Here is a 21,464-nt window from a genome sequence, read left to right on the forward strand (position 1 = left end):
CTCCGCGCTGTCTTTGTCCGGATCAGCGCAGGCGAAGCGCCGACGCTGCCGTGCCGGTGCTCGTGCTGGTGCCGATGGTGGCGTTCGCCGCCGGCGCGCGGCACAACGCGTCCTCCCAGACTGGCCTGGGCACCGCCGGCGTGCCGGCCAGCCATTGCGGCAGCATGCCGCGCCACGATGGCTGCCGCGGTGCCGTCACGGTGCGCATGCGTGCAGGCGCCATCGCCGTCTGCCCGGGCGGCAACACCACGATATTGGCCATCATGCCGCCGTCCTCGTGCTCGACGATATGGCAGTGGAAGACGAAGCGACCCACCATCAGCGGATTGGTGAAGGGAATGACCACCTTGACCTCGCCCGGCACGCCATTCTGCTGGTAAGGCAGATCGATGACGTCGCGCAGGCCGGTCTCGTCGACATCGTTCTGGTTGATCGACTGCACCAGGAAGTCCAGCTGGTGGATATGGAAGACGTGCCGCTCGCCGCTGACGTTGAGCAGCGTCCATTCCTCGACATCGCCCAGATTGACCACCACGTCGTCGCGCGCGGGGTCGTACTCCTTGCCATCGATGAAGAAGGTATTGCCGTCCTCGGTTTCGGAAAACACGACGGTGCGCCGGCGCGTGATCGGCAGCGCTTCGACCTGGGCCGGCGTCAGCGTATCGACGTTGACCGCGGGCCGGGTCAGGCCGGCGCGCAGCTGGGCGGCGATGTCGGCGGAATACGGCCGTTCGCCCTCGACAATCAGTGTCGCCAGCTGGATCTCGGGATTCGGGTCCCCCTGTGGGCCGGTATCGACGTTCAGGGTCCGGATCGCATAGGAGCCGGCGGCGTCGGGCGCCTGCAACACCACGGTGGAACGGGCGCCGGGCGGCAGCAGAATCGACTCGTTCGGCTCCGGTGCGGCACGCAGGTTGCCGTCGCGGCTCAGCTCCCATAGCGGCACGCCGTCGATCGACAAGTGGAAGTAGGCATCGGCGCCGACGTTGGCCAGATGCCAGACCTGCATCTCGCCGGGACGCAGGCGGATGACGCCGCCCAGCACGCCATTGATGGTCTTGGTCAATGGGTCACCGTCCTGCGCGCCCGGCAACTGGATGTCCTTCAGCAGGTAGTAGCGCTCATCCAGTCGCGCGAACGCCGGGAAGTGATCGAGCACGCCGTCGATCAGCAGCATGCCGGACATGCCGCTGAGGATCTGCGGCTCGACCAGGCCGTGCGGATGCGGGTGGTACCAGTGCACGCCCTGCGGATGGGTGTCCGGCACCTGCCAGGTGTACTGGTAGTCAGCCCCGTTGGCGATGTGCAGGAAGATGTCGTCCGCCGGCGCCAGCGGCGAGATCGACATGCCGTGGTAGTGCAGGTTGGTCTCTTCCGCCGCGTCGATTTGCACGTCCGCGGGGCCGATGCGGTTCTGCAGCGTCAGGTCCAGCCGTTCGCCGCGCCGCAGCTTCAGCACCGGGGGGGCGTAGCTGTCGTTGAAGACGTTCGAGCGAAAGGTCTGGCCGGCGACAGTGATGGTGGCGGGCGCCTGCCGCAGCGTGATGCGCAGCACACCGTCCCGGGCCGTGGCCACCTCCGGCTGCGGAATCGACCGGGGACGGCTGCCTCCACCGCCGCCATCGCCGCCCCCGCAGGCGGCGAACAACGCCAGCACCATTGCGGCACCGGCGACATGACCGGCTCTCGATGCAGTGTGGGACAGCGCCATGGTGACCTCCCGCCGGTTCGCCTGCCCGCACGACGCGTCGCAGGTGCAACTCGTTGCAATGGTAGGACATCGGACCGGTTGTGACGGCGCTTTATGTGGTCAGGAATGTTGCGGTTGCAGCACGATCACCGACATGCCGAGCAACGCCACGCCCGCGCCGACCACGTCCCAGCGCGTCAGCGGCACGCCATCGACCAGTGCCAGCCACGCCAGCGCGACGGCGATATAGACGCCACCGTAGGCGGCATAGGTGCGGCCCGCCGCGGTGGGATGCAACGTCAGCAGCCAGGCGAACAGCGCCAGGGACAGTGCCGCGGGAATCAGCAGCAGCAGGCTCTTGTGCTGCTTCAGTACGAGCCAGGGCAGATAGCAGCCGACGATCTCGGCGAGCGCGGTGAGCACAAACAGGCCGACGTAGCCGAGGAAGGACATCGCTGTCAGGGAAGTCTTTGGGAAGGAAAGCGATTGTCGCATGGGCGCTATCGCGATGGCCATTGCCCTCTCCCCCCCCGCCCCTCTCCCACAAGTGGGAGAGGGGAGAACATCGAAGTTCGCTCCCCTCGCCCGCTTGCGGGAGAGGGGCCGGGGGAGAGGGCACAGCTGCGCGGAAACTCGCGCCGCGGCAACCCAGGACGGATCAGAAATCGACCGTCATCGCCACCTTGAACGTGCGCGGCGCGCCCTGCACCAGATAGCCGCCGAACGACGACGCCCAGTATTCCTTGTCGCCCACGTTCTCGATCCCCGCCCGCAGGGTGTAGCGCTGCTGCCCCGACTTGAAGCGATAGCGCGCGCCCAGGTCGAAGCGGTTCCACGACGGCAGGCTGGTCTGGTTGGACAGGTTCTGGTACTGACGGCCGGTCTGCAGATAGCGGCCCGACAGCGTCAAACCCTGCATCCACGGCAGGTCCCATTCGGCGCCGACGTTCAGCGTGTAGTTCGGCACGCCGACGGCCTTGTTGCCTTCGGTCGCCGGATTGCCGGTGCTGGCCATCTTCGCGTCGATATAGGCAATGCCGGCCAGCAGGCGCACTCCGTGCACGGGTTCGCCGAAGCCGCTGAGCTCAACGCCGCGGTTTCGCTGCTCGCCAGCGATCGAGAAGATGCCGTTCTGCGTCAGGCCCGAGGGCTGCTCGATCTGGAACACGGCCAGCGTAGTGCCGAAATTGCCGCCGTCATACTTGATGCCGGCCTCGTGCTGCTTCGACTTGATCGGCGCGAACACCTCGCCGTAGTTCAGCGCGGTGGTCGGCGCGGTCGGCCCCTGTGCCAGGCCTTCCATCCGGTTCACGTACAGCGAGACATTGCGCACGGGCTTGACGACCAGGCCGAAGGCCGGCGTGGTGGCCGACTCGTTGTAATCGGCGTTCTGCACGCCGGAGTACGCATAACCGCGCACCTTGATGTTCTGGTGGCGCACGCCCGCGGTGAACAACACGCGGTCGTCGAAGAAGGACATGGTGTCCGACAGCGCGACGCTGCTCAGCAGCACGCGCTCGGTCACGCCGGGGTCCGACATGTTGCCGCCGGTCACCGTGGCGGCGGGCCTGGGCACCGACGGCGTATCGAACAGATCGGTGGGGAACGAGCCCGACAGCTCGTACGCGGTGCGCTTGCGCGATTGCATGCCGGACCAGGCGAGGTTCACCTGATGGCCGACCGGGCCGGTCTGGAAGGCGCCGCGGATGCCGACTTCCTGCGAGGTGGTGTCCTGCTTGTAGGGCACGGCCATGCGCGACGCCGTGCCGGCGCCGGTGCCGTCCACGGTCGGGGTCGAGTAGTTGCCGAACTCGTTGGTATGGCGCGCACCGAAGGCGGCATAGGTCGTCCATGCCGGGGCGAGGTCGTATTCCGCGCGGATGGTGCCGTAGGTGTCCTCCAGCATCGTGCCGGCCCAGGGCTGGCCGTAGTTGTGGCGCGACGATGGCACCGCGGGCAACGTGGTGCCGCGCAGGTTCACGTTCGGGCGGCCCTCGCGGATGGTCTGCTTCTGGTAGCCGATGTCGGCGTTGACGCGGAACTTGTCGCCCTGGTAGTCGACGCCAGCGGTAAACAGCCGCTGCTGGCGCGATTCTCGATCGATCGGGGCGTCTCCGCCGCGCGCCAGCGCGTTCACGCGCAGGCCGAAGCGGTTGTCCGGGCCGAAGCGGCGGCCGATATCGACGTGGCCGCCGACCTGCGCATCGCTGGTGTAGTCGAGGGTCGCCTGCGTGATCGGCTGCGCGGTGGCGAACTTCGGCACCAGGTTGATGCCGCCGCCGATGCCGGTGCCGGTCGGCGAGACGCCGTTCAGGAACGCGCTGGCGCCGCGGAATACCTCGACCCGGTCCACCCCCTCGACGGCGATCAGCTGACGCGGCGCCACGCCGTACAGGCCGTTGTAGCCGATGTCGTCGCCGGTCAGCGGAAAGCCGCGCACCACGAAGGACTCGGCGTAGTTGCCGAAGCCGCGCGTGGTGCGGATGCCGGGGTCGTTGGCGAGCACGTCGCCGAGGCTGCGGGCCTGCTGGTTCTGGATCAGCTCGGCGGTGTAGGACGTGATGCTGAACGGCACGTCCATCATGTCCTGGTTGCCGAGGATGCCGAGCCTGCCGCCGCGCGCGACCTGACCGCCAGCGTAGGCGGGGGGCGGCTGGTCGGGGGTGGTTTCGGCGCGCACGGTCACCGCGGGCAACTCCGCCTCCGCGTTGGCGCCGCTGGCGGCGCCAGCGGCATTCTGCGCTGGCGCGGATTGGGCCTGCGCGGCCATGGGCAGCAGCCCGCCCAGCGCGAGCGCGGCGACGAGGGGCCGCAAGGCGGAAACGGAACGGTTGGCGCGAGGCGAGTGGGCCCGGCGATTCGACGAGGACAAGATTGGACTCCAGGAAGAAATGCGTGCGCCACGCGCAAGCGCGATGGCTGACAGCGAAAGTGCAAGAAAACCAGGGCCCGCGGCGGTCGCCGCCACGGTGACAATCGGTCGGGCTAGAGCGAGAACCGCATGAACGCCAGCAGCAGCACGCCAACGGCGGCGCTGGCCTTGGCCAGCGGCGTGGCGCGCAGCGGCATCCAGCCAAGCACCGCGACGACCGCGAGCGCGGCGGCGGTCATCACGCCGATCCAGTAGACGGTGCCTACGGGCCAGCCCTGCGCGTCCGCCTGCGTCAGCCAGCACAGCAACAGCGCCGACCAGCCGAGTACATGGAGCCGGCGCGCGAGCCGGGGCGACGGTTCCCGGCCGCGGCCGTGGATGTCGGCATAGTGCCGGTCGATCGTCAGCGCCAGCGCGGTGAAACCGCTGAAGGCGAGTGCGAAGCCGGCGATCAGGGCGAAGCCGGGGCTCATGCGGTGGGCTCCGCGGCGTGGGCCGGCGAAGCCGAAGCACCGGCCCTGCTGCGTGCTGTTCGCGTCCCCCCCGGGGCGGCACAGGCGCGCTGCCGGCACAGTCGCCAGCCCGCGTAGCCGAGCCCGGCGCCAAGGGCGAGCACGACCAGATCGAACCCACCGACCGCCAGAGGGCCTGCCCCGGACAGCGTGACGCCGAGATGCGCGCCACCGGTCGCCCAGTTGAGCAGCGGCAGCGAGCAGAACAGGGTGGCAGCCAGGCCCAGCTGTACGGTCCACATGCCGCGCGAGGGGCGCATCAGCGCCAGCAGTGCCGCCACCGCCCAGGCAATGAAGAACGCGCGGATCTCCAATTCGGTACGCAGCGGCATGCCGACCGGCAGCAGGCGGTTGGCCCAGAAATAACTGGCGAAGGCAATCGGCAGGCCCGCGATCGCGCCGATGTTCAGCGCTTCGACCAACCACAGGCCGGGCGAGGGACGCGCGCCTGCCGCGATGGCCCGGGCCTGTTTCTGCCGCGTCTTGACGGCCCACAGCAGCGCACCCGTCGCCACCATCGCGCAACCGGCAAGACCGCACAGGAAGAACAACCAGCGCAGCGCCGGCTCGGCGAACTGGGCGACATGCAGGCCCACCATCACGCCGCGGGTGTGGTCGCTCGGACCGGGCGCCTCGCCGAAGGCGGCGAGCCGCTTACCGGTCGCCCCCTCGAACAGCAGCGACGGGGCATCGGCCGACATCGAGCGGCCCTTGTCCCGGGTCAGCGTGATCGTGGCACTGGCATCGCCGGGCTGCTCGATTGCCAGGCGCTGCACCGGCGCCCCGTCCCAATGCCGGCGGGCTTCCTCCAGCAAGGGCGCGAGCGGCACCAGCGGCGCGGCTTCCCCGGAGGCGGTGACGCGCGGCGGACGGCGTTGCAGTTCCGCGGCGAAGGTCTGATGGTCGCCCTGGTAGGCACTGTGCACGCCCCACGGCATCAGCATGAACAGCAGCGTCACCAGCCCCGTGTAGGTAATCATCAGGTGAAACGGCAGCGCGAGCACCGCCGTGGCGTTGTGCGCGTCCAGCCAGGAGCGCTGGCCCTTGTTACGGCGGAAGGTGAAAAAATCCTTGAAGATGCGGCGGTGCGTGACGATGCCGCTGACGATCGCCACCAGCATGAACATCGCGCAGAAGCTGACGATCCAGCGCGCCCAGATCGCCGGCATGTAGTGCAGGTCGAAGTGCAGGCGGTAGAGGAACTCGCCGCCGCGCGTCTCCCGGGCATCGGCAAGGACTTCGCCGGTGGCCGGATCGAGCAGCCGGGTCTCGAAGCGCCGCCGCTTGCCGCCCTCCCCGCCCGCCGCCTGCTTGGGCGGCAGGGTCCAAAGCACGCTGACCACCGGGCGGCGTTCGTCCGGCAGGCTGATGAACCAGCGCGGGGCGCCCGCGGCATGCCGTTGCAGATAGCCGATTGCCTGTTGGGTGGCCTGGGTGTCGGACACCGTGACAGGGCCGCGCCGGTGCAGCTCGGGCTTCATCCACAGGCTGATCTCGTCCTTGAAGTAGCTCGACGTGCCGGCACAGAAGACCAGGAACAGCACCCAGCAGACCAGCAGTCCCGCCCAGGTGTGCAGCCAGGCCATCGACTGGCGGAATCCCTCGCGCATCGTCAGCCTCCTGCAGCGGCGCCGCGCTGCGCCCACAGCGCCACCGCCAGCGCCAGCGCGGGCATGGCCAGGCCGGCCCACGCACGCCAGGCGGTGCGGGCGGCGAACACCCACATCACCGCGCCGGCATAGATGGCGAAGGACAGCAGCGTCGCCGCGGTAACCGCCTCGGCGCGGGGACCGGGCAGCGCCACCGCCAGCCATGCGGTGGCGAGGGCAGCGAGTCCGTAGCCGCCGGCGATCCCCGCTACGGCACGGGACGCGACACCAAGACGATAGAGCCAGGGACGGAGCATGGGAGACGCAATGGAATAGAAGTGCGCATGATAACGATTCTCATTACCTTATGAAAGGGCACGGTATTTTCGCGTTGCGCCGAGGCCACTTCCATCGATCGCCACGACGGCCGCGGCACCGCCGCTTCGGTAAGAGCAGCGTGGATAACATTTCATCCTGGGCACGAAATATTTCTGTCACATTGGCTGCAGACGCCGCAGGGCCGGCCGATATACGAGCTGGCATTCCCTCGGTCCTTCGGTCGAGGGATACGCCGGTGCCGGGCGCGCGGGTCGTGACCGGCTCCTCCTCACAACCGGCCCTTTCAAGATCGACATGACCCTTCGCACCCGAACCCTGCTGCTGTGCGGCGCTGCCCTGCTGGGCATGCTGCTGCTGGCGGCGATCTCGCTGTCCACGCTTCGGCAGACCATGATGCAAGAGCGGGTATCGCAGCTGTCCACGCTGGTGGAACTGGCGCATGCCTCGCTGGACAAGCTGCATACGCAGGAAAAAGCCGGCGAGCTCTCGCGCGAACAGGCGCAGCAGGAAGCCCGGCGCATCCTTGGCAGCCTGCGCAAGAACGAGCTGTACTTCTGGGCGCGCGGCTATGCCAACGACGTCAACTACATCCACCCGAATCCGAAACGCATCGGCATCGTCGACGCCAAGGGCGGCAAGGAAGCCGGCGAGCGCTACCGCGCCGCCCTGCAGGGCCAGCGCGTCGGCACCCTGACCGCCATGGGAACCCGTCCGGGCAGCAAGGACGAAGTGCAGAAGCTGTATGCGGTGATCCGCTTCGAGCCGTGGGACTGGATCGTCGGCACCGGCGACTATATCGACGACATCGACACCGCCTTCTGGCGCAGCACGTCGATCCTGCTGGCGATCGGCGGTGCGCTGATGCTGGTGGTCGGCGCGATGGGCTGGCGGATGGCGCGCAGCCTGTACCGCCAGCTGGGCGGCGAGCCGGCCTACGCGTCCGAGATCGTGCGCAAGATCGGTGCGGGCGACCTGCGCGTGCAGGTCGAGGTCGCGCCGGGCGACCAGCACAGCCTGCTGGCCGCGATGCGCGACATGCAGCGCAACCTGCAGCAGACCGTCGGCAACATCCGCGTCAGCGCGGACACCATCGCCATGGCGTCCGCCGAGATCGCCGCCGGCAACCACGACCTGTCCAGCCGCACCGAACAGCAGGCCAGCGCGCTGCAGGAAACCGCCGCCTCGATGGAAGAGCTGACGGCCACCGTGCGGCAGAACGCCGACAACGCCCGCGAGGCGCAGAGCCTGGCGGTGTCGGCCTCGGGCGTGGCCGGCAAGGGCGGTGACGTGGTCGGTCAGGTTGTGCAGACCATGGCCGCGATCAGCGCCTCCTCGCAGAAGATCGTCGACATCATCGGCGTGATCGACAGCATCGCCTTCCAGACCAACATCCTCGCGCTCAACGCGTCGGTGGAAGCCGCACGCGCGGGCGAGCAGGGCCGCGGCTTCGCGGTGGTCGCGTCCGAGGTGCGTGGCCTGGCGCAACGCTCCGCCGGGGCGGCAAAGGAGATCAAGGCGCTGATCGACGAGTCGGCGCGCAATGTCGAGGCCGGCAGCCAGCTGGTGGACGTGGCGGGCCGCACCATGAACGACGTGGTGGCGAGCGTCCGGCGCGTGACAGATATCGTCGGCGAGATCGCGGCCGCCAGCCACGAGCAGAGCGACGGCATCGAGCAGATCAACGGCGCCGTCACGCAGATGGACCAGGCTACCCAGCAGAACTCGGCACTGGTCGAGCAGGCCAGCGCCGCAGCCGCCTCGCTGCGCGAGCAGGCCGGTCAACTGGTGCGCGCCGTCAGTTCGTTCTCGATCGACGAGGGCGCGCCGGCCCGTCTTCGGGCCCCGGTCGCCGGACGCTAGCGGCACCGGCCGCCCCCTTGGCGGGGGTGGCAGCGCCGGTCGCGGCGCGGCATACTTGCCGCGCTCGACACGGCGCGAGCGCGGGGCGGGCGCGCGGTGCAGGCGCAAACCGCCGGCACGGCGCCCTCACGTATCCGTCCATCATGACAGGCCCACTCCATCGCTTGCGGCGCCGCTGCGCCATCCCGGCATTCTTGTCCCAAGCAGCGGCAGCCGCGCTCGCAACGCTCGCCCTCGCGGCGCCGCCGGCGGCGGCCGCTGAACCGGACGAGCCGCCGGCCGACGCCCAGGTTCGGCGTGTCGTGCAGACCTTCCACGGCCCTGCCGTGCGGGGCCGGCTGATCGCCGCCGCGCGGGACGCTGGCTATACCGGCGCCAGCGGCCAATTCGGTTGTGTCGCCGCCGTGCAGCGCGAAGAGGTGGTCGATGCCCTGATCCCCGCCGTGACGGCGACGCTCGGTCCCGACCAGCTGGAGCAGGCCGGCCGCTTCCTCGATTCGCCCGTCGGGGCCCTGCTGCGCTGGCGTGCGGCGACGCCGACCGAGCGTGCCGGCATGACAGCGCCAGCGGCGGTGCCGGACGCCGCCCAGGCGTGGCGCGACTTCGCCGCGACCGAGACGGGCGCAACGCTCGCCACACCGCCCGCCGCCGTGCAGGCGGCCGTCTCCCGGTTCGAGCGCGAGGTGCTGGGCCGCTGCGGCGGCATGCAGGGGGCCAGCGCGATGACTGCGGCACGCCCCGGCAACCTTTGCGTTCCACCGCGCCCCGTCTATCCCGCCTCGGCCAGACGCGAAGCCCGGACCGGTGCGGTCGAGGTATGGCTGATGCTGGACGACGCAGGCAAGGTCGCCTCGACGGCGGTCTATCGCTCGTCCGGCGTCGCGGCACTGGATGCGGCGGCGGAAACCGCGGTCCAGGCCATGCAATGCAAGGCTTATCGGGACCAGCAGGGCGCGCCCGCAGCCGCCGTCGCCCTGCAGCGAATCGAATTCAAGCTGGCCCCTGACTGACAAGTGGAGGGGGCGCTCCGCCCCCTGCCCCTCTACAACTCCAGCACCAGCTTGCACCCGCCCGCGGCCCGCGAGCAGCATGCCATCATCGTGCCGTTGGTTTCGCCCTCCGATGGGCCGGCGTCCCCCGACGACTCGTTCTGGCACGCGCAGCCAATCCCTTACCGCCCCAGCATGTCGCCTTGCCCGGACCCGCCGTCTCGCTCTTCCGGAAACGCCGCCCGTACTGCCGCGATGACATCACTTGCGACTTGCTCCTGCTGGAGGATGGGAAATTCTTTGGCCAGCTTGTTGCTCACCCGCCCCTGGTTCTCGCGTAATGCGCGGATGATGCGGTCGATGTGCTCGTCGGGGCCATCCAGCGCGTTCTTCACCGCTAACCTTGCCCGATGCCAGTTGCGCAGGTAGGCCGCCTCGTTGCGCATTTCTTCCGTAATGGTCAGGTTCACTAGACGGCCTACGTACTCGACCTGGGCAGTCAGATCCGGGTACCGCCATGTGTGGAGAGCATCTGCCTCGTCCGTAAAGACCAGGTTCGAACGTATGCCGTCGGAATAGGAGATTGCATCGCCGGAGAAGGCATACTTGCCTGCATACCGCGCCATGAACGGCCTGGAAAACGCCTCCAGAACATGGTCGTAGGCCGCGATATGCTGAGGCTTTGAAACAATGGCCGGGGAGACTGGCAGGACAAACGGTGGCGGCACTGCCCCATCTCGCCTGAGAATGTCGTTGATCAGGAAGCGGTGGATGCGGCCGTTGCCATCTGCAAGCGGATGGATGAACACGAAACCAAAGGCCACCGTACCGGCCCGGACAAGCGCCGACAGCCGCTCGGTCCGGTGAAGGAACGTGGAGAGCCCCTCGATCATTCCGGCCAGCTCGCGCGCAGGCGGCGCGATGTAGTGAACGACGTCGCGCCACTCGCTGCGGGCGCCCACGAACACCGGGGATTCCCGCAAGCCAAAGCGCAGGATCGTGGTGCGGTCTCCAACGATCTCGCGCTGCAACTCTTCGAGCGCATCGGCCTTGAGCGGATCGGCATAGGCGCCAACCCTGGCTTCCATCACCGCTGCAAAGCGCCGCACCCTGTCGCGCTGGTCCTGCTCATGCTCGATCCTGAACGAACTGAGCGATTCCTTGATGGTCAGCCATACTACGCTGCGCATCAGAACGTGAGACCCAAACTCGGCATTCAGCTCGTCCAGCCGAGCTCCACAGTCGTACTGTTCGACCGTCCGGACAGCTTCTGTCCGACGGATAACGGGGCAGAAGTGCCGGTTCCCGGGGTCAGGCATGACGCCGCCGAAGGCGCGGGCATCAAGTAAAAACGTGTAGGCGGATTCAAAAACGTATAGATACTACTCCGTTCGCTTAAAAACGTGTAGGAAAGGCCGGTGTACCGGCCAACGGGAGGAACACGACCACGAAAAGCCGGATGGAAACCGGCAGTCTCCGCCTGTCCGGGTCGGCGCGCCGGACCTGGAAGGAAAAAGCGGTCGCTCCGCCCCCTGCCCCTCTACAACTCCAGCACCAGCTTGCACCCGCCTGCGGCCCGCGAGCAGCATGCCATCATCCTGCCGTTGGTTTCGCGCTCGGCGCGCGTGAGTACCACGTCGCGGTGGTCGATCTGTCCCGACAGCACGTGCACCTCGCAGGAGCCGCACAGTCCTTCCTCGCAGTCGCTCTGCACATCGATATTGGCCGCGCGCAGCGTGGCCAGCAGCGTGCGGTCGGCGGGCACGGTCAGCGTCAAACCCGAATCGCGCAGCTCGACCTCGAACGGTGTCTCGCGCGAAGGGTCGAGCGTGCCGGCGGTCGAGGCGAAATGCTCGACGCGCAGGGCGTCCTCGGGCCAATGGGCGGTGCTGTCCTTGAGCGCATCCAGCATCCGCGTCGGTCCGCAGGCATAGATGTGCGTCTCTACGCGGGGCTCGGCCAGCAGCGCGGCGAAATCGTTGCGGCGGCCTTCGTCGCTGCAATACAGATGCAGCCGGTCGCCATGCAAGGCGCGCAGTTCGTCCACCAGCGCCATCGAGGACCGGCAGCGGCCGCTGTAGTGCAGCGTGTAGTCAATGCCCAGCTCGCGGGCGCGCCGCGCCATCGCCGCGATCGGGGTAATGCCGATGCCGCCGGCAATGAAGATCGCATGCCGGTCGGCCTCGTCCAGGCGGAAGTGGTTGCGCGGCCCGCGGATGCGCAAGCGGTCGCCCGGTCGCAACTGGCCGTGGACCCAGGCGGAGCCGCCGCGGCTGTCGGGGTCGCGCAGCACGGCGATCTCGTAGGTGCGCGCGTCGGCCGGGTCCCCGCATAGCGAGTATTGCCGCGAGAGCCCGGTGTCGCCGCACTCGATGTCGATATGGGCGCCGGGCGCCCAGCGCGGCAACGCCCTGCCATCGGCGGAGGCGAGGCGCACGCGCACGATCTCGTCGGCCACGCGCTCCACGCCTTGCACCACCACCGGACGGCTCGATGCGTGGCCGGCCGGTTCGCCGATCCGCGCGGGAATCGCCCGCGTCAGCAGCGACGGGTCGCTGCGTTCCGGGTTGCGCGACGGGTCCCACTCGACCCACAGGTGCTCGGGACCGCGGAACGAGGTGTTCGGCACATAGGTGAAGGTTTGCTCGGCGAGCCGCATATGCGGCAGCCGCCGCGTCAGCTCCTCCAGGAAGATCTGCATCTCCATGCGCGCCAGGTTCTTGCCCATGCACTGGTGCGCGCCGTAGCCGAAGGTCAGCTGGTCGGTAGCATTGTCGCGGCGGATATCGACGCTGTCCGCATCGGGGAAATGGCGCTCGTCATGGTTGCCCGACGAGGACACGATCAGCAGCTTCGCGCCGGCCGGAATCGGCACCCCACCCACCACGGTGTCGGCGGTGGCGATGCGGCGCCAGGCGGCCACCGAGCCGTTGTGCCGCAAGCACTCTTCCACCGCGTTCGGAATCAGCGAGGGGTCTTCGCAGATCTCCTGCCAGACCTCCCGATTCTCCAGCAGCAGCTTTACGGCATTGGCAGTGGCGTTGGCGGTGGTCTCGTGGGCCGCGACGATGCCGGCCATCATCATCGAATGCAGGTACGAGTCCGTGACGACGTCGGGCATCTCCTTCTGCTTGCGGATGCCGTACTGCATCCAGCCCGGGCCGGACGGGTCCTGCCGCATCTTCTCCAGGATGCGGCCGGCAAGCTGCCAGAAGTTGCCCACGGCATGGGCGACGGCGACCTGCTCCTCGGGCTTGGGCCGGCCCCAGGTGTTGACCGTATGCGCGATCGAATAGCGGCGCAGCAGGTCCATGTCTTCCTCGGGCACGCCAAGGAAATGCAGCGCGACGGTCAGCGGCACCTCCCACAGCATCTGGTCGACCAGATCGGCGCGGCCGTCGTCGATGAAGCGGTCGACATACTCGCGCGTGAGCCGGCGCACCAGCGGTTCGTGGTGCTTCAGCTCCTCCGGCGTGAAGGGCTGCATCAGCGCGCGGCGCCGTGCCATGTGCGCGGGCTCGTCCTCGTTGACGAGCGTCCGGTTCAGCGCGAAGCCATAGGAGGCGAGCACTGCATTGGCTTCGGGTCCGGTCGGGGTGATCTTCTCCAGCGCGATCGATGGGCTGAAGGTCCTGTTGTCGCGGAAGATCGCCTTGATGTCATCGTAGCGGGTCACCACCCAGTAGCCGAGCTTCGGGCTGTAGAACACCGGCTCCTCGTCGCGCGACCAGCGCAGATACCCGGGCGGGTCCTGTTGATAGCCATCCTCGAAGGGGTCGAACGCCGCCGCCCGCGGGCTGACCGGGCAACCCCCCGCTTGCGCCTGCTGCGCATGAAATGGACAGCCGGCCGGCACCGGATGGGCCGGGGCCGGTGCAGCCGATGGGAGCGAGGGGGCGTGGGTGGATTCGGACATGCTGGGACTTCCTTGCTTGATGCCTACCATGCGGGCCCGCGGCTCCCCGGGCGGGAGCCGGCGCCCGCGCCGCTCAGTCGAGCGTGATGTTCAATTCGCGAATCAGGCGGGTCCAGCGCGCCGATTCGTTCTTCAGCAGTTCGCCGTACTGCGCTGGCGTGTTGCCGACCGGCTCGACGCCGAAATCGACCATCCGCTTGTTGACGCCGGGCTCGCGAATCGCCGCGACGACATCGCGGTTGAGCCTGGCGATCACTTCGGGCGGCGTCGCGGCCGGCACCACCATGCCCACCAGCGCGGCGGCCTCGACGTTCTTCAGCCCGACCTCGGCGAAGGTCGGCACATCGGGCAGCTGCGGCAGCCGGGTGGCGTTGGCCACCGCGAGCGGCCGCACCTTGCCGCCCTTGATGAAGCCCGCGCCCGCCGCGTAGTCGACCATCATTGCCGGCACCTGGCCGGCGGCCACGTCGGACAGCGCCGGCGCGGCGCCCTTGTACGGCGCGTGCGTCAGCGTCAGGCCGGCCTCGACCTTGAGCAGCTCCATTGCCAGATGGTGCGGGCTGCCGGCGCCGGCCGAGCCGTAGTTCAGCCCACCCGGCTTCCTGGCCTGGGCAATGAAGTCCTGCACGGTCCTGGCCGGGCTGCCGGGACCGACCACCAGGATCATCGGGAAGCGGCCCAGCAGCGTGACCGGCGCCAGGTCCTTCGGGTTGTAGGCCAGCGACTTGTACAGCGCCGGGTTGAAGACCATCGTTCCGTTGTCGGCCGACAGCACGGTGTAGCCGTCCGGCGCCGCGCGCGCCGTCTCGGACGCGGCGATGGCGGTATTGCCGCCCGGCTTGTTGTCCACCACGACCGGCTGCCCGATGCGTGCGGACAGGCCCTGCCCGATGGTGCGGGCGAGGAAATCCGAGCCGCCACCGGCAGCGTAGGGCACGATCCAGCGGATCGGCTTGGCCGGATAGGCGTCTGCCGCGTGGGCCTGCGTCAGTGCGCCCAGCGAGCAGAGCGCGCCGGTGGCGCCGAGCACCAGCGTGCGCAGCAGCCGGACCGGCGTGGAGGAAAGACGGGAGGCGCCGCGGCGATGCGTGGCACGAAGGGCGAGCGACATGGGGTCTCCGATATTCGTTGTGTTGGCGACGGCGTGTGGCTCGGGCGCCGTCGTTTGCGTAAAGGATATACGCATTGCGTAAATAGGCGATCAGGGTTAACGTGAGAACGTGTTCGCCTCGCCGCGATCCCTTCCGCTTATCTGCTACGACATGCGACCTTCCCTGCCCACCCCCTCCGACGACGCCGTTCCTCGCCTGCGTGAACGGCGCCAGCGCGTGCAGTCGGCCGTCACCGGCATGGCCGTGCTCAAGGGGCTCGCCGCGCTCGGCGGGCGCGCCAGCCTGACCGCGCTGGCCGGGCGGATCGGCGAGAGCCCGCCCAAGGTGCACCGCTACCTGGTCAGCCTGATCGAGGAAGGGCTGGTCGCGCAGGAGGCGAACAGCCAGCAATATCACCTGGGGGTGGAGGCACTGCAGATCGGCCTGGCCGCGATGCGGCAGGGGGACCCGCTGCGGGTGGCCGAACCCGCGCTGGCGCAGCTGCGCGAAGCACTCGAGGTGACCTGCTTCGTCGCGGTGATGGGCAACCGCGGGCCGACCATCGTGCGCATCGAGGAGCCGGCGTTGCCGGTGATCGTCAACGTGCGGGCGGGCTCGGTAATGCCGCTGCTGTGGTCGGCGACCGGGCGCGCCTTCCTCGGCTTTGCCGACGATGCAACCGTGCGCTCGCTGGCGGAGGCGGAACTGGCCGCCACCACGCCGGCCGCCCGGGCGACGCTAGATCCGCGCGACCCGATCGGCGAGCTGCAACGGACCGTGCGGGCGCAGGGTTGCGCCGCGGTGCGCGATACCAATCTGAAGGGCATCAGCGCCATCGCGGCACCGGTGTTCGACTACACCGGGCGCGTCTGCGCGGTGCTGACTGCACTGGGGGCCACCGGCGGCTTCGATGCATCCGTGGACGGGTCGATCGGACTGGCCGTGCGGCGGCACGCGCGGGCGCTGTCGGTGCAGCTTGGCCAACCGGCGCGGCCGGGGGATTGAGCACGGCACGGCGCTGCCGTGGCGATCCGCTTCCGATTTGCTATCGTTCGGCCTCCGTCCCAATCGAACGACAGCGACCATGACCGCATTGATCGACTTCCGCTCCACGCCCACCCCGGCCCACGATCGCCCTCGCCCTGACCGGCTGGTGCAGGGCAACCCGGCGCGCACGACCTGGACGCACTACAGCGCCGCGCAGGGCGACTTCGACTGCGGGATCTGGGAATGCGAACCGGGCGCGTGGCGCATCGCCTTTCCGGCGGGCAAGGAAGAGTTCTTCCATGTCATCAGCGGGCGGCTGCGCATCGCCGATGCGGGCGGCAACGCGCGGGAATTCGGTCCTGGCGATGCCTGCGTGATTCCGGCGGGGTTCGAAGGCACGTTCGAGGTGCTGGAGCACGTGCGCAAGCATTTCGTGGTGGTGGACAGGGGATAGGTGGAAGGCGGTGGCTACGGCGCAAGCCGGGCTGCCCTCTCCCCCGGCCCCTCTCCGGCAGGGCGGGAGAGGGGAGAAAACCGGCGGCCTGTCCAATGCCGTGAGGTTGCTCCCCTCTCCCACTTGTGGGAGAGGGGCCGGGGGAGAGGGCCCCACGCCGCTTGCCTTTCTCCAGTGGCGCCCCGCTAGCGCCCCTTCTCCACATAAGGCTCCACCCTTGCCGCGCGCATGACGTAGCCGCTATCGCCCATCGGCGTCTGCGCGCGCTCCACCTGCAGCACGCCCTCGATCCATACCGGATCCATGGTGCGCGTGCCCTGCAGCGGCGCGCCGGCTTGCACATGCACCACCTGGTTGGCCGGCGGCGGCGGAACGTGGATACAGGCGCCGAAATACGGCACCAGCAGGAATTCGCGAATCGCCTCGCCCTCGCCGCCGAGCGAGACGACGAAGCCCGGCAGGCGCACCCGGGCGCCGTCCATCGACGGCTCGACCGGCGCTTCCTGCCAGTAACGCTTGGCCGTTTCCAGCGCCTGTTGCGCGCGCGGGTCCTCGTCCTGCATCTGGGCCAGGTCCAGACCCTTCAACGGCGCCAGCGGGTCCCACCCCTTGGGCACCAGCGCATCCCATTCGATCTCGCGGAAGCCGCCGCCCGCGTCGGCACCCGGCACGGGCGCGTTTGCCGACAGCGCCTCGCCGATCGCATATTCAGGCCGTGCCGCCGCGCCGGCGTCGCGGCCACGTTCGGCGGTCCTTTCCGCGTCCGCCTCTACGCGCTCGCCGCCCTGCTGGTCCAGATACCACCAGTATCCGCCACCGGCCAGTAGCACCAGGGCTGCCGTCGCGAGCATGCGGTTCCGGCGCGCACGCTTCTGCAAGGCGTGGGCCGTCCTGTCCGAGTCCATCTGCATATCGTCCTTTCCCTGCGCATCGCGCTCGTGGTCCCCAGTGCCGTCTTCGCGCCGTCGCGGCGCCGTGGCGCTATATCCGCGGGTTGAGCCCATCGGCGAGGCTCAAGCGATAAGCGCGCCACGCCGGCAGCAGGCTGGCGAGAAAGCCGGCGAGCAGCAGCGCGCCCAGCACCGGCAGCTCCTGCGGCGAGGGCCAGGCCACCGGCAGCGTGACACCCAGCCTGCCCTCGATCCAGCCCCCCAGCATGCCCGAGGCCGCCCACAGCAGCACCACCCCCGCTGCCGTGCCGGCCAGCATCAGCAGGATGCCCTCGATCGCCAGCAGCGCCAGAATATCCGCGGGCCGGGCGCCGGCCGCGCGCAGGATCGCCAGCTCCCGGCGGCGCTGCCCCAGCGCCGCGAGAATCGACGACGCCAGCCCGGCAAGGCCGACCACGGCGACCATCGCGGACACCGCCCGCAGCGCGTTCTCCCCGATGCGCACCACCTCCCACAGCGAATCGAGCGCCACGCCAGGCAGCACGGCCATCAACGGTTCGCGCGTATCCTGCGCGATCTCGCGCTGCACGGCGAACACCCGCGAGCGCAGCTTCAAGCCGACCAGCACCGCGGTGACGCTCGCCGGCGTCAGATCGAATCGGCGCACGTGCTCCGGCGCGATGCCCGCGCCGGGCAGGCGCACCCCGCCCTGGAAGTCGAGGTGGATGGCCTGCATCGCCTCCAGGCCGATATGAATGGTGCGGTCCACCGGTGTGCCGGTCGGCGCCAGGATGCCCACCACCGTGAACGGCTTGTCGTCATGCCCCTGCGCCAGCGCCGCCGGGCCGCCGCCCTCGCCATGCGTCAGCACGATGCGCTGGCCTGTCGTATAGCCGAGCCGGCGGGCGACCTCGGCGCCCAGCACCGCCTCGAACAGGCCGTCGAAGCGGCGGCCTTCGGCCAGCGCGAGGGTACGGGCGTCGCCGTAGCGGAAATGTTCGAAATAGCGCGCGTCGGTCGCCAGCACCGGAAAACCGCGATGCGAGTCCCCCAGCGACAGCGGGATGATCCAGTCCACCTGGGGATGCGCGGCGAGCCGTTGCACGCTGTCCCAGGTCATGTTGTTGGTCGCGCCGCCCAGCCGGAAGACGGCATAGAGCACCAGTTGCACGGGACTGCCGCGCGCGCCGACGATCAGGTCGGTGCCCGACACCGATTGCGAGAAGCTGCCGCGCACCTGATGACGCACGCGCTCGATGCCCAGCAGCAGCGCGGTGGACAAGGCGATCGCGATCACCATCCAGACCAGATTGGCGCGGCGGTTCCAGGCGCTGCGCGCCGCAATGCCAATCAGCGCGACCACAGGACTGGACATCATGGCAGCGCCTCCGAGGGCAGCGGCGCCATGTCCAGGCGCCGGTCGAAGCCCTCGGCAAGCCGTTCGTCATGGCTGACCATCACCAGCCCCGCGCCCGACGCCCGGCACTCCCGCCGCAGCAGCGCCATGAAGGCCTGCTGCCGTGCGGCGTCCAGCGCGGAAGTCGGCTCGTCGGCCAGCACCAGGTCCGGACGGCCCAGCAAGGCGCGTGCGGCGGCGACACGCTGCTGCTGCCCGACCGACAGCTCGGCCGCCGGCCGGCGCCACAGGTCCCGCGCCATGTCCAGGCGCTCCAGCAGCATGCCGGCCGCCTCGATCTCGCTGCCCGCCTGTTGCCGGGCGTGCAGCCGGCGCCGGCTCGAAAAGCGGCATGGCAACAGCACGTTCTCCAGCACCGACAGATACGGCAGCAGATTGAGCTGCTGGAAGATGACGCCGACATGATCCGCGCGGAAACGGTCGCGCCGCGATGGCGCCAGGCTGCGCAGATCGGTCCCCGCCACTTCGACACGGCCTTGCCGCGGCATGATGACGCCGGCCAGCAGCCCGAGCAATGTCGTCTTGCCGCTGCCACTGGGGCCCGACACGAACAGATGCTCGCCGCGCGCCAGCAACAGGTCGGGCAACGCCAGGGCAGTCCCCTGCCTGCCGGGCCAGCGAAACGCGATATCGATGGCGCGCACCAGCGGCGGCGGCGCCGTCGCGTGCGATTGCTGCTCGCCCATGCGCTACCAGCTCAGCCGCGGGTTGGCCGGCGTCAAGGTGGCGCCGGACTGCCGGCGCTCGCTGGCCAATTGCGCGCCGATCCGGGTCACCCCGGGAAAGGCGCGGAACAGCCGGACCTCCAGCGAATCGAGCGCCTGCGGACGCTCGCAGCGGAACCGGTAGCCGGCGTCCAGGTCCGCATGCTGGTGCTGGTGCGCGCCGGCGGCGGGCGGCTTGCCCTCCCCGGTCAGCCCATGCTGCAGGGCGCCGAAATCCAGTTGCGCCGCTTCCAGCCGGCAGCCGGCCTGCGCGGCGGGCACAAACAGCGCGCCACCATTGCGCAACCTCTGCAGCGCGGCCTGCACCTTGCCGCGCTCCTGCTCGTTGCGCGGCAAGCGCTCGAACCCGAGGATGTTGTCCAGCGGCGAGGCGAAGCGGATCGACAGCACGGGGCCGTCGAGCACCACCTCGAGCGTCGCCTGCCCGTGCACATGCGGGTCGGCGGCGTCCACGCCTCCTGGGTGTGCCAGCAGGCACAGCGAAGCGGCAAAGCCGGCAGCGGCGCGATATCGGCGCCCGGTTGGCATCGGCACCTGGCGTTTCCTCGTCATGTCGGCACGGCGGCTGCCGATTGCGCGCCGCAGGCGCAGTCGGCGCACAGGCCGTAGAGCATGAGTTCGTGCGCCTGCACCTGGAAGCCGCGCGGCGCCAGCCGCTTCATGTCCCCGGGGCAGCCGTGCACCTCGAACACGCGGTCGCAGGCGCGGCAATAGAAATGATGGTGATGCTCGCTGCCGGCCAGTTCGTAGCGCGGCGCCTCGCCGGGCAGCGGCACGGCAACGATCTCGCCAGCTTCGACCATGGCCTTCAGGTTGCGATACACCGTCGCAATGCCGATGCCGGCGACATGCGAGCGCGCGGCGTCCAGCAATTCCTGCGGCGTCAGTGGCCTGCCCGCTTCGGCGAGCACAGTGTGGATGGCGTCACGTTGACGCGTCAGTCGTTCCATTCTTTTCGGTGCGCAACCGGCGCCGCGGGCGGCCGGCGGCGGCTTGTGGGAACAAGGAATAGGAAAACGGGGCGAAGCCCGTTGCGGCGCAGCGTCAGCCTCGCCCCTGCATCGCCGCCCGAGGCTTCGCTGCCCCGTCAATGCGGCGTAAGACCAAAGTCGGAGTTAATGATACGACATTCTCAATAGATCGGCGCAGCCGCCGGCCGATTCCCGCTGCTTTGGAGGCGTGGCGCACCCCTCGTCTCCGTCAAAGGTTCTAATCGCCGATTGCCGCACCCCGGGCCTCGCCACGGATACGCCACCGGGTTAAACCGTTCGGCCAATGTTGCCTCGCGGCGAGGTCGGGCCTAATGCGTTGCAACGCTGGCACAAGGCAATCTCGCCCCCTTTCGCCGGCATGGGAGGATCCGATGAACGCAAGCTTCGATACGGTGATCGGCAATCACCTGATCCGGCAACTTCCCGAGGTCGAGCGGGCCTTGCTGGCGCCTTCCCTGGAGCCGGTGGCGCTGCGCGATGGCCAACTGCTGATCGACGCGGGACACGCCGTGCGGCACGTCTATTTCCCGACCACGGCGATCGTGTCGCTGCTGTCGCTGCAGGAGGACGGCGCCACCGTCGAGCTGGCTGCGGTGGGCAACGAGGGCGTGGCGGGCCTGCCTGCGCTGACGGGTGGCGAACCGATGGCGCTGCGTTGCGAGGTGCAGCGCACCGGCCGGGGGCTGCGCATCTCCGCGGCGGACCTGCGGGCGCTGCTGCCGCAGTTGCCGGGCCTGCAGCGGCTGACCATGCGCTACATGCAGTTCCTGCTGACGCAGATCGGCGCCACCGCGGCCTGCATCCGGCATCGCCCGCTGATGGAGCAGCTGTGCCGCTGGCTGCTGCTGTCGCTGGATCGCGTGCATGGGGACGAGCTGACCGTCACGCAGCAGCGCATTGCGAACATGCTGGGCGTGCGCCGCGAAGGGGTCACCGAGGCCGTCGCGCGGCTGGAAAGCCTGCACCTGATCGAACATAGCCGCGGCCGCATCCGCGTGATCGACCGGCACGGCCTCGAAGAGATTTCGGGCGAGTCCTACCGCATCGTGCAGCACGAGATCCGCCGGCTGGTGCAGCCGCGCGGCGCGGACGTCGCGCCCATGGTCCTCAAACGCGCCGCCGCCAGCGCGCACTGACCTGG

The 21,464-nt window shown here is 69.2% G+C and carries 19 protein-coding genes; 5 read left to right on the top strand and 14 right to left on the bottom strand.

The window, feature by feature from the left end:
• Nucleotides 1-22: 22 nt before the first annotated feature.
• From K6V06_RS19605 to K6V06_RS19630, 6 genes are all read right to left on the bottom strand, one after another.
• On the bottom strand, nucleotides 23-1,711 hold the full coding sequence (locus tag K6V06_RS19605) for a multicopper oxidase family protein (protein ID WP_222245809.1): 1,689 nt from the start codon (nucleotides 1,709-1,711) through the stop codon (nucleotides 23-25).
• A 99-nt stretch (nucleotides 1,712-1,810) separates the two neighbouring features.
• Entirely contained in the window at nucleotides 1,811-2,143 is a 333-nt protein-coding gene (locus tag K6V06_RS19610; RefSeq protein WP_222245837.1) for a YnfA family protein, read from the bottom strand.
• Nucleotides 2,144-2,348: 205 nt separating this feature from the next.
• A complete protein-coding gene (locus K6V06_RS19615; protein WP_222245838.1) occupies nucleotides 2,349-4,460 on the bottom strand; it encodes a TonB-dependent siderophore receptor in 2,112 nt (703 codons plus the stop codon).
• A 215-nt stretch (nucleotides 4,461-4,675) separates the two neighbouring features.
• Nucleotides 4,676-5,035: a DUF3325 domain-containing protein gene (locus K6V06_RS19620; protein WP_222245810.1), complete on the bottom strand. Its 360-nt coding sequence runs from the start codon at nucleotides 5,033-5,035 to the stop codon at nucleotides 4,676-4,678.
• Nucleotides 5,032-6,684: a PepSY domain-containing protein gene (locus K6V06_RS19625; protein WP_222245811.1), complete on the bottom strand. Its 1,653-nt coding sequence runs from the start codon at nucleotides 6,682-6,684 to the stop codon at nucleotides 5,032-5,034. Before K6V06_RS19625 ends, K6V06_RS19620 begins: the two co-directional genes overlap by 4 nt.
• A gap of 2 nt (nucleotides 6,685-6,686) precedes the next feature.
• Nucleotides 6,687-6,980 carry a DUF3649 domain-containing protein gene (locus K6V06_RS19630; RefSeq protein ID WP_222245812.1) on the bottom strand — a complete coding sequence of 98 codons (294 nt, stop codon included), beginning with the start codon at nucleotides 6,978-6,980 and terminating at the stop codon, nucleotides 6,687-6,689.
• A 316-nt stretch (nucleotides 6,981-7,296) separates the two neighbouring features.
• Here K6V06_RS19630 and K6V06_RS19635 point away from each other — a divergent pair, with 316 nt between their 5' ends.
• Both K6V06_RS19635 and K6V06_RS19640 read left to right on the top strand, forming a co-directional pair.
• Nucleotides 7,297-8,862, top strand: a complete 1,566-nt coding sequence (locus tag K6V06_RS19635) for a methyl-accepting chemotaxis protein (RefSeq protein WP_222245813.1) — start codon at nucleotides 7,297-7,299, stop codon at nucleotides 8,860-8,862.
• A 194-nt stretch (nucleotides 8,863-9,056) separates the two neighbouring features.
• Complete coding sequence (locus K6V06_RS19640; protein ID WP_222245814.1) at nucleotides 9,057-9,872, top strand: TonB family protein; 816 nt, start codon at nucleotides 9,057-9,059, stop codon at nucleotides 9,870-9,872.
• Between the two features lie 161 nt (nucleotides 9,873-10,033).
• Here K6V06_RS19640 and K6V06_RS19645 read toward each other — a convergent pair whose 3' ends face one another.
• The 3 genes from K6V06_RS19645 to K6V06_RS19655 all read right to left on the bottom strand — a co-directional run bounded on the left by K6V06_RS19645 (nucleotide 10,034) and on the right by K6V06_RS19655 (nucleotide 14,878).
• Nucleotides 10,034-11,041, bottom strand: a complete 1,008-nt coding sequence (locus K6V06_RS19645) for a Fic family protein (RefSeq protein ID WP_255581975.1) — start codon at nucleotides 11,039-11,041, stop codon at nucleotides 10,034-10,036.
• A 350-nt stretch (nucleotides 11,042-11,391) separates the two neighbouring features.
• Nucleotides 11,392-13,767 carry a cytochrome P450/oxidoreductase gene (locus K6V06_RS19650; protein ID WP_222245816.1) on the bottom strand — a complete coding sequence of 792 codons (2,376 nt, stop codon included), beginning with the start codon at nucleotides 13,765-13,767 and terminating at the stop codon, nucleotides 11,392-11,394.
• A 73-nt stretch (nucleotides 13,768-13,840) separates the two neighbouring features.
• The gene (locus tag K6V06_RS19655; RefSeq protein WP_222245817.1) at nucleotides 13,841-14,878 is read right to left on the bottom strand and encodes a tripartite tricarboxylate transporter substrate binding protein; all 1,038 of its coding nucleotides are present in this window, start codon (nucleotides 14,876-14,878) and stop codon (nucleotides 13,841-13,843) included.
• A 151-nt stretch (nucleotides 14,879-15,029) separates the two neighbouring features.
• On the opposite strand from K6V06_RS19655, the gene K6V06_RS19660 reads away from it, so the two are divergent.
• Both K6V06_RS19660 and K6V06_RS19665 read left to right on the top strand, forming a co-directional pair.
• Nucleotides 15,030-15,863 (top strand): IclR family transcriptional regulator, encoded by an 834-nt coding sequence (locus K6V06_RS19660; RefSeq protein WP_255581976.1) that lies wholly within the window; start codon nucleotides 15,030-15,032, stop codon nucleotides 15,861-15,863.
• A 79-nt stretch (nucleotides 15,864-15,942) separates the two neighbouring features.
• A complete protein-coding gene (locus tag K6V06_RS19665) occupies nucleotides 15,943-16,299 on the top strand; it encodes a cupin domain-containing protein (RefSeq protein WP_222245818.1) in 357 nt (118 codons plus the stop codon).
• A gap of 185 nt (nucleotides 16,300-16,484) precedes the next feature.
• Here K6V06_RS19665 and K6V06_RS19670 read toward each other — a convergent pair whose 3' ends face one another.
• From K6V06_RS19670 to K6V06_RS19690, 5 genes are all read right to left on the bottom strand, one after another.
• The gene (locus K6V06_RS19670; RefSeq protein WP_255581977.1) at nucleotides 16,485-17,210 is read right to left on the bottom strand and encodes a DUF3299 domain-containing protein; all 726 of its coding nucleotides are present in this window, start codon (nucleotides 17,208-17,210) and stop codon (nucleotides 16,485-16,487) included.
• A 70-nt stretch (nucleotides 17,211-17,280) separates the two neighbouring features.
• Nucleotides 17,281-18,552: an FtsX-like permease family protein gene (locus tag K6V06_RS19675; protein WP_222245841.1), complete on the bottom strand. Its 1,272-nt coding sequence runs from the start codon at nucleotides 18,550-18,552 to the stop codon at nucleotides 17,281-17,283.
• 11 nt (nucleotides 18,553-18,563) lie between these two features.
• Nucleotides 18,564-19,292 (bottom strand): ABC transporter ATP-binding protein, encoded by a 729-nt coding sequence (locus K6V06_RS19680; protein ID WP_222245819.1) that lies wholly within the window; start codon nucleotides 19,290-19,292, stop codon nucleotides 18,564-18,566.
• Nucleotides 19,293-19,295: 3 nt separating this feature from the next.
• Nucleotides 19,296-19,883 (bottom strand): DUF2796 domain-containing protein, encoded by a 588-nt coding sequence (locus K6V06_RS19685; protein WP_222245820.1) that lies wholly within the window; start codon nucleotides 19,881-19,883, stop codon nucleotides 19,296-19,298.
• Nucleotides 19,880-20,281, bottom strand: coding sequence for a Fur family transcriptional regulator (locus tag K6V06_RS19690; RefSeq protein ID WP_222245821.1), 402 nt, complete (start codon nucleotides 20,279-20,281; stop codon nucleotides 19,880-19,882). The genes K6V06_RS19685 and K6V06_RS19690 overlap by 4 nt, the downstream gene beginning before the upstream one ends.
• A gap of 413 nt (nucleotides 20,282-20,694) precedes the next feature.
• On the opposite strand from K6V06_RS19690, the gene K6V06_RS19695 reads away from it, so the two are divergent.
• Complete coding sequence (locus tag K6V06_RS19695; protein WP_222245822.1) at nucleotides 20,695-21,459, top strand: Crp/Fnr family transcriptional regulator; 765 nt, start codon at nucleotides 20,695-20,697, stop codon at nucleotides 21,457-21,459.
• The last annotated feature ends 5 nt before the right edge of the window (nucleotides 21,460-21,464 follow it).

Origin of the sequence: Cupriavidus sp. AU9028, from assembly GCF_019795295.1 — a bacterium.
GTDB lineage: Bacteria > Pseudomonadota > Gammaproteobacteria > Burkholderiales > Burkholderiaceae > Cupriavidus.

Coding starts and splice junctions, on each gene's coding strand:
- K6V06_RS19605 (WP_222245809.1), bottom strand. CDS start 1,711: ATGGCGCTGTCCCACACTGCATCGAGAGCCGGTCATGTCGCCGGTGCC.
- K6V06_RS19610 (WP_222245837.1), bottom strand. CDS start 2,143: ATGTCCTTCCTCGGCTACGTCGGCCTGTTTGTGCTCACCGCGCTCGCC.
- K6V06_RS19615 (WP_222245838.1), bottom strand. CDS start 4,460: ATGGCCGCGCAGGCCCAATCCGCGCCAGCGCAGAATGCCGCTGGCGCC.
- K6V06_RS19620 (WP_222245810.1), bottom strand. CDS start 5,035: ATGAGCCCCGGCTTCGCCCTGATCGCCGGCTTCGCACTCGCCTTCAGC.
- K6V06_RS19625 (WP_222245811.1), bottom strand. CDS start 6,684: ATGCGCGAGGGATTCCGCCAGTCGATGGCCTGGCTGCACACCTGGGCG.
- K6V06_RS19630 (WP_222245812.1), bottom strand. CDS start 6,980: ATGCTCCGTCCCTGGCTCTATCGTCTTGGTGTCGCGTCCCGTGCCGTA.
- K6V06_RS19635 (WP_222245813.1), top strand. CDS start 7,297: ATGACCCTTCGCACCCGAACCCTGCTGCTGTGCGGCGCTGCCCTGCTG.
- K6V06_RS19645 (WP_255581975.1), bottom strand. CDS start 11,041: ATGCGCAGCGTAGTATGGCTGACCATCAAGGAATCGCTCAGTTCGTTC.
- K6V06_RS19650 (WP_222245816.1), bottom strand. CDS start 13,767: ATGTCCGAATCCACCCACGCCCCCTCGCTCCCATCGGCTGCACCGGCC.
- K6V06_RS19655 (WP_222245817.1), bottom strand. CDS start 14,878: ATGTCGCTCGCCCTTCGTGCCACGCATCGCCGCGGCGCCTCCCGTCTT.
- K6V06_RS19660 (WP_255581976.1), top strand. CDS start 15,030: ATGCGACCTTCCCTGCCCACCCCCTCCGACGACGCCGTTCCTCGCCTG.
- K6V06_RS19665 (WP_222245818.1), top strand. CDS start 15,943: ATGACCGCATTGATCGACTTCCGCTCCACGCCCACCCCGGCCCACGAT.
- K6V06_RS19670 (WP_255581977.1), bottom strand. CDS start 17,210: ATGCAGATGGACTCGGACAGGACGGCCCACGCCTTGCAGAAGCGTGCG.
- K6V06_RS19680 (WP_222245819.1), bottom strand. CDS start 19,292: ATGGGCGAGCAGCAATCGCACGCGACGGCGCCGCCGCCGCTGGTGCGC.
- K6V06_RS19685 (WP_222245820.1), bottom strand. CDS start 19,883: ATGACGAGGAAACGCCAGGTGCCGATGCCAACCGGGCGCCGATATCGC.
- K6V06_RS19690 (WP_222245821.1), bottom strand. CDS start 20,281: ATGGAACGACTGACGCGTCAACGTGACGCCATCCACACTGTGCTCGCC.
- K6V06_RS19695 (WP_222245822.1), top strand. CDS start 20,695: ATGAACGCAAGCTTCGATACGGTGATCGGCAATCACCTGATCCGGCAA.